Raw genomic sequence first — 14,832 nt, 5'->3', positions numbered from 1 at the left:
TGCCCAACAAACTGAAAAACAGGGCGCCACACATCTAACCGATCTGAGGAAACTCCGCAGATCAGGACCATGAAAGATCCATGGTCTGGTCAGTGTGCAGCGACCTGTTGCTCGTCGCGGAAGCCACGATAAACCGCCGCACCGACAACAACGCGTCGGCAAGCTATCGCGGCGTCCCCTCGAGGCTGCGGGGTATTCCGTGAAACGGGGCCAAGTCCGCGCATGCTGACGGACGGCACCATGTGGCCGGGTCAGGTGAGGCCGGCGACTTCCTTGGCGATCGCCGCCAAACGGGTCTGGGCGGCCGAGACGACCCCGTGCCGGTTCTTGTTCGCTTCCTCGTAGGCGACGATCGCCCGCACATCGGCGGATTCGGTGAGTTCCTTCACCGCCGCGACGGCCTGGGAGACGTTGAGCTCGTCGAAGTCCTCGATCGGCAACTCGCCGGGTTCCAGGACACCGGTGTTGGTGCGGACCGAATGCAGGGCGTCGGCGGTACCGTTGGCGCCTTCTCTGCGGGTGACCCTCTCCGCGGTCTCGAGGGCAGCGTCGCGGCTCGCGGCCAGGGTTTTGACCGCGACATCGCCGGCGTGCGCGCCCCGGCTCAACAGGTCCCCCAATGAGGGTGGGGTGGCGCGGACGGAGTCGAGGGCCCGATCCAGGCCGCGGGCGGACCAGGACACCGGCACATTGATCAACCGCACCGCCGTGCCGGTGGCAGCCTGCAGCGGGGTGCGGCGCAGCGCGGCCGGGCCACCGAGGGCGTCCTCGGCCAGGACGATGGTCAGCCAGTCCACCGTGGCCTGGTGCGCGGTGATCAGGCGGAACGCCAGATTCTCGAGGTCTTTCCGGCCCGCGGCGGTGGCGAGGGCTTTGACGTAGCGGGCGCGGTCGAGGAGTTGATGTTCGAGGGCGAGGTCACCGAGAAGGGCTTCCTCGAACGGTTGGGCCTGCTCGACCACCGTCTTCACCGCCGCGGCGGCGCGTCCGAGGAAGGGCCCGATCAGCTCGGGGATTCCCCCGAGGTCGCGGATCGCGGCGTCGATGGCCTCGGTCCGGGCGCGGGCGTTCTGCGCGTTCTCGGTCAGTTCCCGGCGCACGGCCTCGGTTCGGGCCTGGGCTACCCGGGTCTCGGCGATCTGGATCTCGGTGTTGGTCAGGTCGAGGATGGTGCGTAGCTGCGTCAGCAGTGTGGTGGTGTCGGGTGTGCTCATGCGGGATTACCCCTTCGACGGTGGACGGCATCGGTCGGCGCAGGGTGCACCGCCCCGTGACTACCCCGCCCCACCCTTCGGTAATCGTCGTGCGCCGGATCGTGTCGCTGCTTATGCGGAGATCTGCAAATGCCCCGGGGGATCCACCGAGCGAAAGGATGCGAGCAATGCCCGACAACACGAGTGCGAAGAGACGGTGCCTGCGGCGGCGGTCACGGTGGGTATGCGGCTGTTGGTGCGCCGACAATCCGAGGAGGCGCAGACCGCTGAGTCGTCGAGGACTATGCCGCGCCGACCGACTTGGACGAGCGTGGGCACGAGTGGGCACCCGTGCATCGGTGGGCCATCGCCCTCGAAGACGGACGCCTCGTCTTCGAGGGCACCGAGGACCTGACCATCGGTTCCGGCACACCGCAATCCGGGCCGCTGAACAGAACTCAGCTGACCAGCAGAGTTTTCCCACGATGTGTCTCACTCGTACGGGAGTGGGCGGCCACGAAATCTCCCGGTGGAGCGATCGCAACATCAGATGTGCCCGCCCATAACGCGTCGCTGGGAAGTGGCAGCTAACAATGGGCCCTCCGGACTCGACCGGCGCCAGATCGGCCAGCTTGGCCCACGGATACCGGCCCGGAGCATCGGCTACAGATTCGATGACAGCCTCATCACCGTCGATGCTCACAATCGCGAACACGGAAAACCCGAACTTTTCGTCTTCGATGCGGACGGTAACCCTGTTTCGACGATCGATGCGCCGTGGGCGTACGACGCCAACGGCACCCCCATCCCGACGCACTACGAGATCCGGGACGGGCAACTCGTCCAGGTCGTCGACACCGCGGGCATCGAAAACCTGGTGTATCCGATCCTCGCCGACCCGTTCGAGCCGGGAAGCCCGGAATGGTATGCGGAGCAGGCCCGGTTGGAGGAGATCGAGGCTGCAGATCTGCAGAAGTACCTGCCCACACCGGACGATTCCGATGACACGCCGGCATTACCCGAGAATCCGACGGTCGAGGGCGGCGACCAGGGGCTGGTACCGGGTGTAATCGGGACCGGGGTCCTGGCAGGCGCTGCCACCGAAGCCGGTGCCGGAGCAGCGGGTGCGGCGGCGGGTGCGGCGTTGCCGTTGGCGATCGGTGCCGGAGTGATCGCCGGAGCTGGGTATGCGGGGTATCAGTTGGCGCGCTCGCGTGATGGCGCCGACACGGTCAACAGTTCCCCGATCATCGTGCCGATGGGCTCTCCGGCGTGGATCGAGCAGCAACGTCAGCTCGAGCAGATCGAATCCGATGATCTTCAGAAGTATCCGCCCCGCTGGACGCGGAACCTATTCCCGAGACCCCTGACAATCCAGAACAAGGGGATGGAGAGGGCACTGCGCCCGAGACGGGTCCGGAGATCACACCCCAGCCCGATCCACTCCGGAACCGGGGCAAGAATCTGGTGACAGTGATGGCGAGCAGAGCACCCCGGAATGGACCGGCCCTGGATGGAGGTGAAACCGCACCCGGTACCAGCCCGGGCAGCGACGTCGAAGTTCCGCAGATCTCCGAGACCCCGCAAACGGCGCCGCCTTCACCGATCGTGCCCGACCCGAAACAGTCGGGTGTCGACCCCGAAACACCCGGCGCACCGACACGACCCGGATCGCCGGAGTTCGATCCCTTCGCTACCGATCCGAGCACCACCCCCACCCCGGTGTCATCGAGGATCCGACCGAGCAGCCGTCAGTCACGATGCCTCCTACACAGCCGGAAAGCCCGGACATGCCGGGGGGTCCGAGCCGGGGGTTGTGGAGGATCCGTTGTGGTGGATGCCGTTCGCACGCGAGAACCACCACAACTCGCGCCCGGAGAAACACCGCCGGACATCGTCGAGGTCGAAGGAGTCGGCCCGTTGGACCTGCGTACCCTCCAAGCACGGATCATCGGTGATCGGGCGGGAACCGAGGACGGGGCATGGGGTCGGGCAGGCGAAGGTGAACGGTACACCCCTGGTGGGGTGTTGAAGCCTTCTCGGGTATTTCAAGAACTCGTCACTCTGGTGGACGGGAAGTATGCCTTCATCCTGCCGCTCGATACCGCGAAGCCGGGGAGATCAAGTTCGACGGTTGGTTCCCGGAACTGAACATCATCGTCGATGCGAAGCACCTTTTCGAGTTTCTGTTCGACCGGACCGGCGAACCTCACGATGCGGGCTTCCGGGGCCGGCGCCGGGTTTGGGTTCGGGTGTTGATCCGCAGGATGCGAGGGCGAGGCATGAGAGTGCGATCGCGGCGGCGATGGTGCGCCCTTGACGCGTCATTTCGGTGGTTCCCGCCCTGTATTTGACCGTGTATGAGTGTGCGGGTGAGCGTGGTCAGTCAGCGTCTCGGCGTACCCACGTCGAGTTGTGCGTTCAGCTGAGGCGGTCGAGGAGGTCGGTGCGTTGACGGGACCCGACGCCGGCGACCCGGCGCGATTCCGCGATCTTGGTGTCTTCGATGGTGTTTCGTGCTTTGACCCTTCCGGCCTTCGGTAGTGATTCGAGGATATAGAGCAACCGCGTTCTGCCGACGACCTCCTCGGTGTCGGCGAGGTCGAATACCTGGGTGAGGGTGAGATTGCCGGCCTTGAGATTGTCGCGGAGCTCGGCGCGGGTGCGACGAGCGATGAAGGCCTTCTCGAGGGACGGCGCCTCGTTGTTCGGTGGTGAGGGTCGGAGGAGGTGTCATCGTGGATTCCTTTCGAGGGGTCTCTACTTCTCCGTAGGGAGAAAGGTAGACCAGATCGTTCGCCTGGGGGTGGCTGCGCGTGTCGTCCTTGGACCCGAACTCTGGTCAAGGGGCCGATGAATTCGGACACCGAACGGCTGCTGTGGGCCCGGCTCTCCTTATTTCCGGGTAGCTTCGATCTCGATGCAGCAGAAGCGATCTGCGGATTCGGGAACCTGTCGGACACACTGGTCATCGACGTCCTCGACCGGCTCATCGGCAAATGCCTTGTCACCGTCGATCGTTCGACCGAGCAGCTCCGATACTCACAACTAATGACCGTGCGCGAATACGGTCACGAACTTCTCGAATCCAGTGGTGACAGCGAGGAGCTGTGTCAGCGCCATCTCGAGCACTATTCGACGCGAGCCGGCCGTTCGTCGATCGACTGGGTGCGGGCCTGGACAGGAGCGGGGTGAAGTGCTCTGGGTGACCGCCTGGACCGCCCTCATCCAAGGTGACCGCGACGCCGCCCTCGAACACCTCGACGAGTGCACGACGATTGCCACCGCACTCGGCGACGATCGGCTGCGGGCACACGCGGACCACTGGCGCGGCATCCATGCCGTCTTCTCCGGTGACCCCGCGGATTCGATCCGTCTGTTCCACGACGCCATCGCCGTTCACCGCTCGGTGGGCGACACAGCGTCAATGCTGACCGCATCGTTCGAACTGGGCATGGCCCAGACCTACGACGGCCGGCTCGACGACGCCCTCCGGACGTGCCATGAGGTGATCACCCTGTCGGACACGCACGGTGAGAAGTGGAACAAGGCCTATGCCCTGTGGGTTTCGAGCGTCGCATACTTCCACCTCGGCCGGAGCGGCGACGCCGTCGAGGCGGCCCAGCAGGCATTGCGCATCCAACGCGACTTCAAGGACAAGATCTGCACGGCCCTGTCCATCGAGGTGCTGTCCTGGGTGGCGACGTCGAGCGGCGATGCCAACGCGGCAGCCACACTGAGCGGTGCCGCCAAGGGCGTCTGGCACCGGCTCGGCACGTCCGTCGCAGCGTTCGGTCCACACGTCACCGAGGATTCACTGACGTCGGAGCGCGAGGCCTGACGATCGACCAGGCCGTCGACCTCGCACTCGGAACCCGGCAGGAGGCGGCACCGGCGCCGACCGCGGAGACCTCACCGCTCACCCATCGTGAGCAGCAGATCGCCGAACTCCTCGCCGAGGGACTCAGCAATCGACAGATAGCCGACGCACTGGTGATCTCACGGCGCACCGTCGACGGCCATGCCGAACACATCCTCGACAAGCTTGCCGTCAGCTCGCGCACCCAGGTCGCGGCGTGGGTTGCGGCTCGCGCGCACCCTCGCCCGGTGCAAGCCGGCGGATAGCCGGAACGTAGCCATCACCCACGCGAAAGGTGGTGCACACCCGGGCATCTGGGCGGGTCTATACTCCACGTCGGCGCTCACGGTTGTGGGCGTGACCACGGGGAGGCATGCATGACGGCGCAGCATCAGGACACCTCGGCAGACTGCGACGGCCCACTGGCGCCGCCGCCCGCGAGCAGTCTGCCGCTTGCGATCCTGGCGGTCGTCGCCTTCGTTCCGTTCGGCGTCGTCGCGCTTCTCCGCGCGCTCACGGTGCACCGGCTGTGGGAGCAGGGCGAGTACGACCGTTCGGTGCGGGCCGCCTCCGACGCCCGCCAATGGTCGATCAGAGCCATTTCTCTCGGCGTCTCGATCACGGTGTTCCTCGTCGGCGCCGCGTACGTGCTTGCAAACCCCTAGCCGTTCGTCACCCAGGTGTTCTGGGTGCGTGCCTCTTCCGTCGGTCGAGGCCGTAACCAGGCGGGCAGCCAGCGCGGCTGCGCGTCCGGTGCCTGATCGAGCACCCCACCCGCCGGATCGTCGATGAACCCGTACCGCACGAGGTCCTCCTCGGGCCGGTAGATCTGACGGATGATCAGCACGCACAGAGCAATCACCGCGACATCCCGAATCACCACCGCGGACGTGAACCACTGCTCGGGAAGACCTTTGTTGGACACGCCGAGGTAGTACAACATGCGGGGCACCCACACCAGTGCATCGATGGTCATCCAGGCGAGAAGAATTCGACGGTGCGGTAGGGCGAGCACAGCCAACGGGATGAGCCACAGCGAATACTGCGGACTCCACACCTTGTTGGTGAGCAGGAATCCCGCGACCAGCAGAAAACACAACTGTGTCAGCCGGGGACGCTGCGGGGCGGTGAGCGCGACATAGCCGACGCCCACGCAGACCAGTGCGAACAGCACCAACGACACCGCGTTGAGGATGGTGGGCGCCTGGCCCGCCGGGAGAATCCCGTCGAAACCCGTCCAGCCGGTAAACGAAGACACGACGTTGTACAGCGAGTCCGGGTCGGCGCCGCGCTCGGAGTTGAGCCTGAAGAATTCGGCCCACCCGCGCGGGAACAGCAGGGCGATGGGCAAATTGACCGCGAGCCACGTGGCTGTCGCGGTCAGCGCGGTCACCGACCAGTCCCGCATCTTGCCGGCACGAAAACACAACACCAGCAGTGGCCCGAGGAGCAGCAGCGGATACAGTTTGGCCGCACCGCCGAGGCCCAGGAGCACACCGGCGAGCACCGGACGTTTCCGCGACCATGCGAGCAGACCACCGGTAGCGAAAGCTGTTGCCAGCGGGTCGAAATTGGTGAACGCATGGACGATCACAAGCGGTGAGCCGGCCACAAGCGCCGCGTCCCAGATACGACGTCCGGCCAGAAGTGCACTGGCCCAGACGGTGACGAGCCACGCCAAGGACAACCCCAGCGCCACGACGTTGAAATAGATGGCGACCTGCAGGGCGCCCGGTAACCAGTGGACGGCGTCCCACGCCTTGGCCACCGCCATGGCGCCGTACTGGTACAGACCCGACACCACCGGATACTCCATGTAGCGGCGCTGCATCTGGCCGTTGCCGGCGTCTTCCTCCCACCACTTCTTGTACGGGAAGGCGCCCTCGTTCAGCCGCTCGGCACCGTACAGCGGCACGGTGTCGGAGTAACACATCGCGACGTACTGCCGGCTACCGCTCCAATCGAGGCCGAGCGCTCCGTTCGCTCCCACCGGGGCCTGCTGGATGCAGGGGGCCTTCGCGAACCAGCCGAGTGCGAGGAAGACGATCGCCAGCAACAGGATCGCTCGCATCGGGGTGAAGAACCGACTGCGCCCCACCACCGCGTGCCGTCCCACCGGGCCGCCGATCACCCCCGAGAGCTCCGAGACCAGCGGGTCGGTGCGGCCGGGAACATCCCGCCAGTCCGCGGAACGCCGATCCTTCGCCAACGGTGCGGGCGAGACGAATCCCGCCTCGCCCGCGTCTCGGACGACGTGCGCGTTCGGGTTCTCGGCCACTACGCGAGGCTACCGGTCGCCGCTAACCCGTCGGAACCTGCCGCTGACCGTTGCCCGCGTTCGGTGGTGTCGTGATCTCCGGTTCGGCCGGCGCCACCGGTGCCGGTGTGGTCGGTCTCGGGGCCAGACCCGGAACCGGAATGGTGATGCCCGGCAGGATTTCGACCGGCGACGGCGTCACCACCACCGGCGGCACGAGCTGCGTCGGCAGCTGGAACGTACTCGTCGGCGGCGCAGACGTCTTCGTGGGCGCGGGCGCCGAGTACGCCGGCAGACCCGACTGGCCTCCGATGGGCCCCGGCTTCGGGAACTTCTCGACGGGGGTGCCTTCGAGGGCACCGTCCATCGTGTCCTTCCAGATGTCGGACGGCAGGCCGGAACCGTAGATCATGGCACCGTTGCTGTTTTCGAGGGCCTGACCATCGGTGGTGCCGACCCAGACCGCCGTGGACAGCGACGGGGTGTACCCCACCATCCAGGCGTCCTTGTTCTGCCCGGTGTCCCCGAGCTGCGCGGTACCCGTCTTGGCCGCGGACGGCCGTCCACCGGACAGGTTGTGGCCGCGCGAATATCCGGCGATCGGCTCCATCGCGGCCGTCACGTTGTCGGCGACGTCCTTGTCGATGCGCTCCTCGCCCGGATCGACACCGCGGTCGAGCAACACGGTGCCGTCCGCGCTGACCACCTTCTGCACGAAGTGCGGGGCGCGGTAGACACCCGACGCCGCCAACGTGGCATACGAGGACGCCATGTCGAGCACTCGCGACTGGTACTGACCCAGCACGATGCCGTTGTTGGGACCGCTGCCGTCCGGCTCGGTCAGCGTCGGCCCGACACCGGGGATCTCCTCCGGGATACCCGCCCGGTGGGCCATCTCGGCGATCGCCTGCGGCCCGCCGTCGAGTTCGAGTTGCTGACGGTAGAAGCTGGTGTTGAGTGAGCGCTTCAACGCCTCGGCGATGGTGCAAGTACCACAGCCCTCACCTTCGACGTTGCTGATCGTGATGCCGTTGACCGTCAGCTCCGAACTGTCGTACATCTGCGACAACGGAATTCCCTGATCCAGCGCCGCAGCGAGACCGAACACCTTGAACGACGAACCGGTCTGCAAGCCGGCATTCGCGAAGTCGTAACCGCCGCCGTCCTCGCCGCCGTAGTAGGCACGCACAGCGCCGGACTTCGGATCGACGGACACCACACCAGTCCGAAGGTTCTCCGGCTCACCGTCCATGTTGGAACGCACCGAGTCCACCGCGGCAGCCTGAGCGGCCGGGTCGATGGTCGTCGTGATCTGCAGTCCCTCGGTGTTGAGCAGTTGCTCACTGATCCCGGCGTCACCCAGCTCCCGCAGAACCTGATTCTTGATCAGGCCCTCCGGACCGGAGTCCTGGTTACCGTTGTCGACGTGGGCGAGGGGCACGTAGGGCGGATACTGCATGCCGGCGCGAGCCGACTGCTCGAGCGTGCCTGCGGTGACCATGCCGTCGAGGACGTAGTTCCACCGCGACTGCGCACCCTCGGGGTTGGTCTCCGGGTCGAGCAACGACGGTAACTGGATCGACGACGCCAGAACCGCGCTCTCCTCGACGGAGAGCTGGTCGACGGGCTTGTTGAAGTACGCCTTCGACGCGGCCGCGATGCCGTACGCACCACGTCCGAAGTAGATGGTGTTCAGGTAGGCGGCCAAAATGTCGTCCTTGGACCACTCGCGGGCCATCTTCGACGAGATGACCAGTTCCTTCATCTTTCGCGTCAGCGACCGTTCGGAACCCACCATCGTCTTCTTCACGTACTGCTGGGTGATGGTCGAGCCACCACCGGCACTGTCTTTGCCCAGGACGTTGTCGCGGGCAGCACGTGCGAAACCGCCGATGGAGAAGCCGGGGTTCGAGTAGAAGTCGCGGTCCTCGGCTGCCAGCACTGCATCCCGCGTGTGCTTGGGGATCTGGTCGAGCGTCACCTCGGTGCGGTTACCTTCGGGCGGCACGACCTTGCTCAGCACCGACGAACCGTCGGAGGCGTAGATGGTAGCCACCTGATTGGTCTTGAGGTCGCCGGGACGCGGGACCTCCTGCACGACGTAGGCGGCCATGAACAGCAGGATCGGGATGATCAAACCCAGCGCGACACACGTGTAGGCGGCGCTGCGCACGATCCTCCACCGCGAACTCTTCTTCGCCGGTGGCTTCCTCGGCGGTCCACCAGCGTTGCCTCCGGGTCGACGGCCACCCGTCGGCGGCGGACCGGGCGGACGTCCACCGGGAGGCGGCGCGCTGCGGGGACCCGCAACCGGACGGCCGGGCGGCGGACCGGGACGTCGCGGCGGGGGACCCGGGGGCCTGCCACCACCCTGCGGCGGGGGACCGGGACGACGTGGCGGGGGACCCGGGGGCCTGCCGCCGTCCTGCGGTGGAGGAGGCATGCGGCGCGGGGGCGGAGGCCCACCTGCAGGCTGTCCGCCGCGGGGTGGTGGACCTCCGGGGCGTCCCTGTGGCGGGGGGCCACTCGGTCGTCTCGGTCCGTTCGGTCGATCACCCGGGGCGTTGCTGCGGGGGGAACTCACGTACAAATCTCCAGTGGTTGTGGACCTGTTTCAGTCCTGCGTTACGTCAGTGGGCAATCCTCGGCCCTCGTCCGTATTCGGGCGTTCTACTCGCTCGCGGTCCGCCGACTCGGCGGCCGAGGCCTCGGAGACGATCGCCTCGGCCTCTTCGGTGCGGGCACATTACCGAGAACATAGGACTGGACCAGATGGTTCCAGCTACAGGTTCTGCACACCTCGACCACGTGAACCGAGAACTCCTCCTGGGTGGATGCGAGACGCACCAGTTCCTCGGCGGTCCGAGCCGAACCCGATACCGGACCCAGCTTGTCGCCGAAGACCCAGGAAACCAGAGTCAACTGCTCTTTCCGGCAGATAGGGCACACCACGTCACAGCCCTTGCCGTGGAACTTCGCGGCCCGAAGCAGGTACGGGCTGGCATCACAGACCTCCGTGACGCCTGTCCTGCCCGAGTAGACCTCGGCCAGCAGAGACTTGCGCTGAAGCGCGTAGTCCACCACCTGCCGCTGTATCCGCACGGAGACCAGAGTACGTGCGTCGCGTCCGGAGAGAAGGGGTCGGTCGAGTGACACTGGTCAAACATCGTTCCCCCACTACGATGCCGATGTGGCCTCCGCACCGTCCCCGCGCACCCGCGCACGCGACCTCGATCGCGTCAATGCGTGCAGCCAGCTCGACGCCGCCTACGCCGACGGGCAGCTCGGTGCCGACGAGTACCACGACCGCACGTCCCAGGCTATGGCGGCGAAGACCCTCGCCGAGCTGAACCTGCTGATCAGCGACCTGCAGTTGCCCGCATCCCTCACCGACGACGTACCCGTTCGCCGCCCCGGATCGCCCAGAAGAGCCCTGCGTATCGCCGTGGGTGTCGCCGCATTGGTGGGAGCGGGCATCGTCGCAGTCGCGCTGACGCAGCACGACGGCCCCGAGCACGCAGGCGCGTCCGTGCCGGTCCAGGTCCAGGTCGAGCCACCTGTCGACAAGCCCGCCGCGGCAGACCCGGTCACGCCGATCGTCGTCACAGCCCCCAATCCGCTCACCCCGGCCGGCATCGCAGCAGTATTCGACGCCTATCGGGGCAAGTTCGGCGACCTCACGGCTCATCGGATGGCGCTGCATCCCGCTTACGCGTTTGCGGACAGAACGGTGATGGAAGCACCCGACAAGACCGACAGCTACTCCTTCCGCGGCGAATTCACCCCGTGGGGACCGCGCACCCCGCGACTGTCCGGCGCGGCCGACGTCGACCTGGGGCAGGTAGACGTTTCCGCGCTGGGAGCACTGCTCGGCGACGCTCCTCGGCTCGTGGGTGCCCCGGACGGCAGCATCGGCCACGTCCTCATCGCCGACGGGGGCAGGGGTCCGACCATGAACATCTACGTCAAGAAAGCAGGAAATTTGGGCGGCGGGTATGTCAAGGCCGGTCTCAGCGGCGACATACTGCAAATCGTCCCGGCAAGTTAGAGGTCCGCACACTAGGATCTCTCCGTGGCCAGCCGATACCCAGCGAATACGCGCGCGCGTGACATCGACCGCGCCAGCACCGCCGCGATACTCGACGCCGCATTCGGGGATGGACAGCTCAGCCAGGAAGAGCACCGCGCCATGACCGAACTGGCCGCCGGGGCGCGCACACTCGACGAACTCGAAGCCCTCGTCGGCGACCTGCAGCGCCCCGCGGATGCGCCACCCGAGGCTCGGCCACCCCGCGAGACCCGCCGTCACCTCTTCACCGCCGCAGTCGCAGCAGCCGCCGTCATAGCCGCCGTCGGTGCCTTCACCCTCACCGACAGCGACGACGCGCAGGTGCCCGCACCCGCCGCGCAACCGGCCGCGCTCGACCTCGGCGCGGCCCAGCCGGTGGTGATACCGACGCCGGATCTCACCACGCGTGAGGGAATGGCCCTCTTCATCGACCAGTACCGCGCCAAGTTCGGTGACACGGTCGTCGACGAGTTGAACCTCTACCCGGGACATGCCAATTTCGAGCGCGCGCAACCGTGGGAACCGAACCGGCTCGTCAAGTACGACTATCAGGGCGGATTCTCCAGGTCTGGGCCGCCGACCACTCGGAAGATCGATACACCGACCATCGACCTCACCAGCCTCGATCTGGACGCTCTGGCCGGAATCGTGGCCGGGGCGCCGACAAAGATCAACGTTCCGGACGCGCATATCGTCTACCTCGGAATCGACACCGACGGCGGCACACCCCTCGTGCGGATCTACGCAAGCAACGACTTCGACGAAAGCGGAATGATCGTGGTCACGCCAGCCGGCGCGCTCCTGCGCGTCTCGCCGTTCGGGGGATAGGACGCGAATGACCAAATCAACTCTCGCCGGTTTACGGGCGCGCGACTCCGATCGGGCCGACGCCTGCGGAGTGCTCGACGCCGCCCAGGCCGACGGTCAGCTTTCGGCTGAGGAACACAGCTACCGCACAGCCCGGGCGATGAGCGCGAAGACGTTCGACGAACTCGACCGGCTCGTCGGCGACCTGCAGATTCCCAGTCGCCTCGCCAATGCTCCCGTCGTCCGCCCGAAGCAGCGCAGGTCCCGGCGACGGTGGATTGCCGCCGGTGCCATCGTTGCGACAGCTGCGGTGGGCGGCGCAATCGCCGGCACGCTCGGGGAGGAACCCGGATCCCCGACTTCGGTCCCGACGTTGACCACGGGCAGTGGCGTCCAGTTCTTCATCGACGACTACAGCGCAGAGTTCGGTAACACCATCGCCGACGAAGTCGACCTCTTCCCCGAGCACGCCGTTTTCGACCGGCAGGCGGCCGCCAACCCGTCCCAATCCGACCCGTACTACTACGACGGAGAATTCGACAGCTGGGGCAGCGTCTCGAGCCGCGACGCCGACGAGCGGTCGTTCGATCTCGCTACGGTGAACCTCCCGGCTCTCGCCGGCCTGCTGAAGGGCGCACCGGAGAGCGTCCGCGTCCCCAACGGAACCGTGGATCACCTGTCCTTCGGCTTCGAGGCCGGCGAAGAGGACGGCCCACCGATCATCTCCGTGTACGCGAACAACGAAGCCGGCAACACCGGATACTTCAACGTCACCTTCGACGGTGAGATCGTCGCCGTCTACCCGTTCGGCGACTGACAGTCGGCAGGGTCCGGCGGGGGCCGCCTGCCGGGACGGAACATCGCTCGTAAACAATCTGTGACGGCTTGTCCCATGTATCGCCCACGCGTATCGTCGTATATATCGGTGCGATATAGTTCGGCATCGCATCACACGGTTAGGTCTGGCGACTCAGGGGGTGGACAAGTGCTCGAATTGGCAATTCTCGGGCTGCTCCACGAGTCACCCATGCATGGATACGAGCTGCGGAAGCGGTTGACGGGACTTCTGGGTGCGTTTCGCGCGTTCTCCTACGGTTCCCTCTACCCGACTCTGCGACGCATGCAGGCGGACGGGTTGATCGCCGAGGACGCAGGTGCCCCGGGCACCGTCAAGCGTCGTGCCCGCCGCGTCTATCAGCTCACGCCGGTCGGACGGGAGCGGTTCAAGGAACTGGTCGCCGACACGGGTCCACAGAACTACACCGATGACGGTTTCGGTGTTCATCTCGCCTTCTTCAGCCGCACACCCGCCGAGGCGCGGATGCGCATTCTCGAAGGCAGACGACGCCAGGTCGAGGAGCGCCGCGAGGGGCTCCGCGAAGCCGTGGGACGGGCCAGTGGGTCGATCGACCGCTACACCCGTCAGCTTCACCAGCTCGGCCTCGAATCCAGTGAGCGCGAAGTGCGCTGGCTCAACGAGCTGATCGCCGCCGAGCAATCGACAGCAACACCTAATAAAGAAGGAGAACCCGACCATGGGTGAGAACAGCACCGCGGTGCGCGTGGCCATTGTGGGCGTGGGGAACTGTGCCTCGTCCTTGGTTCAGGGCGTGCAGTACTACAAGGACGCCGACGAGACGGCGACCGTTCCCGGCCTCATGCACGTCAAGTTCGGCAAGTACCACGTGCGCGACGTCCAGTTCGTCGCCGCGTTCGACGTCGACGCCAAGAAGGTCGGATTCGACCTCTCCGAGGCCATCTTCGCCAGCGAGAACAACACCATCAAGATCGCGGACGTTCCGCCGGCCGACGTGCCGGTGCTGCGCGGCCCCACCCTCGACGGCATCGGCAAGTACTACGCCGAGACCATCGAGATTTCCGAGGCCGAGCCCGTCGACGTCGTCAAGGCTCTGCAGGACGCCGAGGTCGACGTGCTGGTCTCGTACCTGCCCGTGGGTTCCGAGGACGCCGACAAGTTCTACGCCCAGTGCGCCATCGACGCGGGTGTCGCGTTCGTCAACGCCCTCCCCGTGTTCATCGCCTCCGATCCCGAGTGGGCGGCGAAGTTCAAGGACGCCGGTGTCCCGATCGTCGGAGACGACATCAAGTCGCAGGTCGGCGCCACCATCACCCACCGCGTGATGGCGAAGCTGTTCGAAGACCGCGGCGTACAGCTCGACCGCACCATGCAGCTCAATGTGGGCGGCAACATGGACTTCAAGAACATGCTCGAGCGTGAACGCCTGGAGTCGAAGAAGATCTCGAAGACGCAGGCCGTGACGTCCAACCTGACCCGCGACCTCGGTCCGGGCAACGTGCACATCGGCCCGTCGGATCACGTCGGCTGGCTCGACGACCGCAAGTGGGCGTACGTCCGCCTCGAGGGTCGCGCGTTCGGTGACGTGCCGCTGAACCTGGAGTACAAGCTCGAGGTCTGGGATTCCCCGAACTCGGCCGGCATCATCATCGACGCCGTCCGCGCCGCCAAGATCGCCAAGGACCGCGGCATCGGTGGACCCGTCTACCCCGCTTCCGCGTACCTGATGAAGTCCCCGCCGGTTCAGATGGCGGACGACAAGGCTCGCACCGAGCTCGAGGCGTTCATCATCGACGCGTAAGACCCAGTTGTTCTCGAGGCGGATGCCCC

At 66.2% G+C, this 14,832-nt stretch carries 13 protein-coding genes and 2 pseudogenes; 10 read left to right on the top strand and 5 right to left on the bottom strand.

Annotation, left to right across the window (positions count from 1 at the left end):
- Positions 1 to 251: 251 nt before the first annotated feature.
- The gene (locus tag NOF53_RS11045; protein ID WP_255968116.1) at positions 252 to 1,214 is read right to left on the bottom strand and encodes a ferritin-like domain-containing protein; all 963 of its coding nucleotides are present in this window, start codon (positions 1,212 to 1,214) and stop codon (positions 252 to 254) included.
- A 223-nt stretch (positions 1,215 to 1,437) separates the two neighbouring features.
- Between NOF53_RS11045 and NOF53_RS11040 the strand changes: the two are divergent.
- The 3 genes and pseudogenes from NOF53_RS11040 to NOF53_RS11030 all read left to right on the top strand — a co-directional run.
- A pseudogene (locus tag NOF53_RS11040) lies at positions 1,438 to 1,640 on the top strand (hypothetical protein); the annotation flags it as partial.
- Between the two features lie 133 nt (positions 1,641 to 1,773).
- A complete protein-coding gene (locus tag NOF53_RS11035; protein ID WP_255968115.1) occupies positions 1,774 to 2,664 on the top strand; it encodes a hypothetical protein in 891 nt (296 codons plus the stop codon).
- Positions 2,665 to 3,026: 362 nt separating this feature from the next.
- The gene (locus NOF53_RS11030) at positions 3,027 to 3,344 is read left to right on the top strand and encodes a hypothetical protein (protein ID WP_255968114.1); all 318 of its coding nucleotides are present in this window, start codon (positions 3,027 to 3,029) and stop codon (positions 3,342 to 3,344) included.
- Between the two features lie 270 nt (positions 3,345 to 3,614).
- Here the strand turns inward: NOF53_RS11030 and mihF are convergent, their stop codons facing one another.
- Positions 3,615 to 3,869 carry an integration host factor, actinobacterial type gene (mihF, locus tag NOF53_RS27540; RefSeq protein WP_308213805.1) on the bottom strand — a complete coding sequence of 85 codons (255 nt, stop codon included), beginning with the start codon at positions 3,867 to 3,869 and terminating at the stop codon, positions 3,615 to 3,617.
- 183 nt (positions 3,870 to 4,052) lie between these two features.
- Here mihF and NOF53_RS27700 point away from each other — a divergent pair.
- Both NOF53_RS27700 and NOF53_RS11010 read left to right on the top strand, forming a co-directional pair.
- Positions 4,053 to 5,318: pseudogene (locus tag NOF53_RS27700) on the top strand (LuxR C-terminal-related transcriptional regulator); the annotation flags it as partial.
- Between the two features lie 111 nt (positions 5,319 to 5,429).
- Positions 5,430 to 5,717: a CD225/dispanin family protein gene (locus NOF53_RS11010; protein ID WP_255968111.1), complete on the top strand. Its 288-nt coding sequence runs from the start codon at positions 5,430 to 5,432 to the stop codon at positions 5,715 to 5,717.
- On the opposite strand, the gene NOF53_RS11005 is transcribed toward NOF53_RS11010, so the two are convergent.
- From NOF53_RS11005 to NOF53_RS10995, 3 genes are all read right to left on the bottom strand, one after another.
- Positions 5,714 to 7,330: a glycosyltransferase family 87 protein gene (locus NOF53_RS11005; protein ID WP_255968110.1), complete on the bottom strand. Its 1,617-nt coding sequence runs from the start codon at positions 7,328 to 7,330 to the stop codon at positions 5,714 to 5,716. The two genes, NOF53_RS11010 and NOF53_RS11005, sit on opposite strands and share 4 nt — an antisense overlap.
- Positions 7,331 to 7,352: 22 nt before the next feature.
- Complete coding sequence (locus NOF53_RS11000; protein WP_305086749.1) at positions 7,353 to 9,752, bottom strand: transglycosylase domain-containing protein; 2,400 nt, start codon at positions 9,750 to 9,752, stop codon at positions 7,353 to 7,355.
- Between the two features lie 227 nt (positions 9,753 to 9,979).
- Positions 9,980 to 10,411 (bottom strand): DUF5318 domain-containing protein, encoded by a 432-nt coding sequence (locus tag NOF53_RS10995; RefSeq protein ID WP_255968108.1) that lies wholly within the window; start codon positions 10,409 to 10,411, stop codon positions 9,980 to 9,982.
- A gap of 88 nt (positions 10,412 to 10,499) precedes the next feature.
- Here NOF53_RS10995 and NOF53_RS10990 point away from each other — a divergent pair, with 88 nt between their 5' ends.
- From NOF53_RS10990 to NOF53_RS10970, 5 genes are all read left to right on the top strand, one after another.
- Entirely contained in the window at positions 10,500 to 11,357 is an 858-nt protein-coding gene (locus NOF53_RS10990) for a DUF1707 SHOCT-like domain-containing protein (protein ID WP_255968106.1), read from the top strand.
- A gap of 24 nt (positions 11,358 to 11,381) precedes the next feature.
- Entirely contained in the window at positions 11,382 to 12,206 is an 825-nt protein-coding gene (locus NOF53_RS10985) for a DUF1707 SHOCT-like domain-containing protein (RefSeq protein WP_255968105.1), read from the top strand.
- 7 nt (positions 12,207 to 12,213) lie between these two features.
- A complete protein-coding gene (locus NOF53_RS10980) occupies positions 12,214 to 13,002 on the top strand; it encodes a DUF1707 SHOCT-like domain-containing protein (RefSeq protein ID WP_255968104.1) in 789 nt (262 codons plus the stop codon).
- A 168-nt stretch (positions 13,003 to 13,170) separates the two neighbouring features.
- Positions 13,171 to 13,728: a PadR family transcriptional regulator gene (locus NOF53_RS10975; RefSeq protein ID WP_109334622.1), complete on the top strand. Its 558-nt coding sequence runs from the start codon at positions 13,171 to 13,173 to the stop codon at positions 13,726 to 13,728.
- Entirely contained in the window at positions 13,721 to 14,803 is a 1,083-nt protein-coding gene (locus NOF53_RS10970) for an inositol-3-phosphate synthase (RefSeq protein WP_255968103.1), read from the top strand. The genes NOF53_RS10975 and NOF53_RS10970 overlap by 8 nt, the downstream gene beginning before the upstream one ends.
- Positions 14,804 to 14,832: the final 29 nt, after the last annotated feature.

Origin of the sequence: Rhodococcus tibetensis (assembly GCF_024438035.1) — a bacterium.
Taxonomy (GTDB): domain Bacteria; phylum Actinomycetota; class Actinomycetes; order Mycobacteriales; family Mycobacteriaceae; genus Rhodococcus_F; species Rhodococcus_F tibetensis.
The sequence above is the reverse complement of the archived record's forward strand: the minus strand, read 5'-3'. Positions and strand labels throughout refer to the sequence as shown.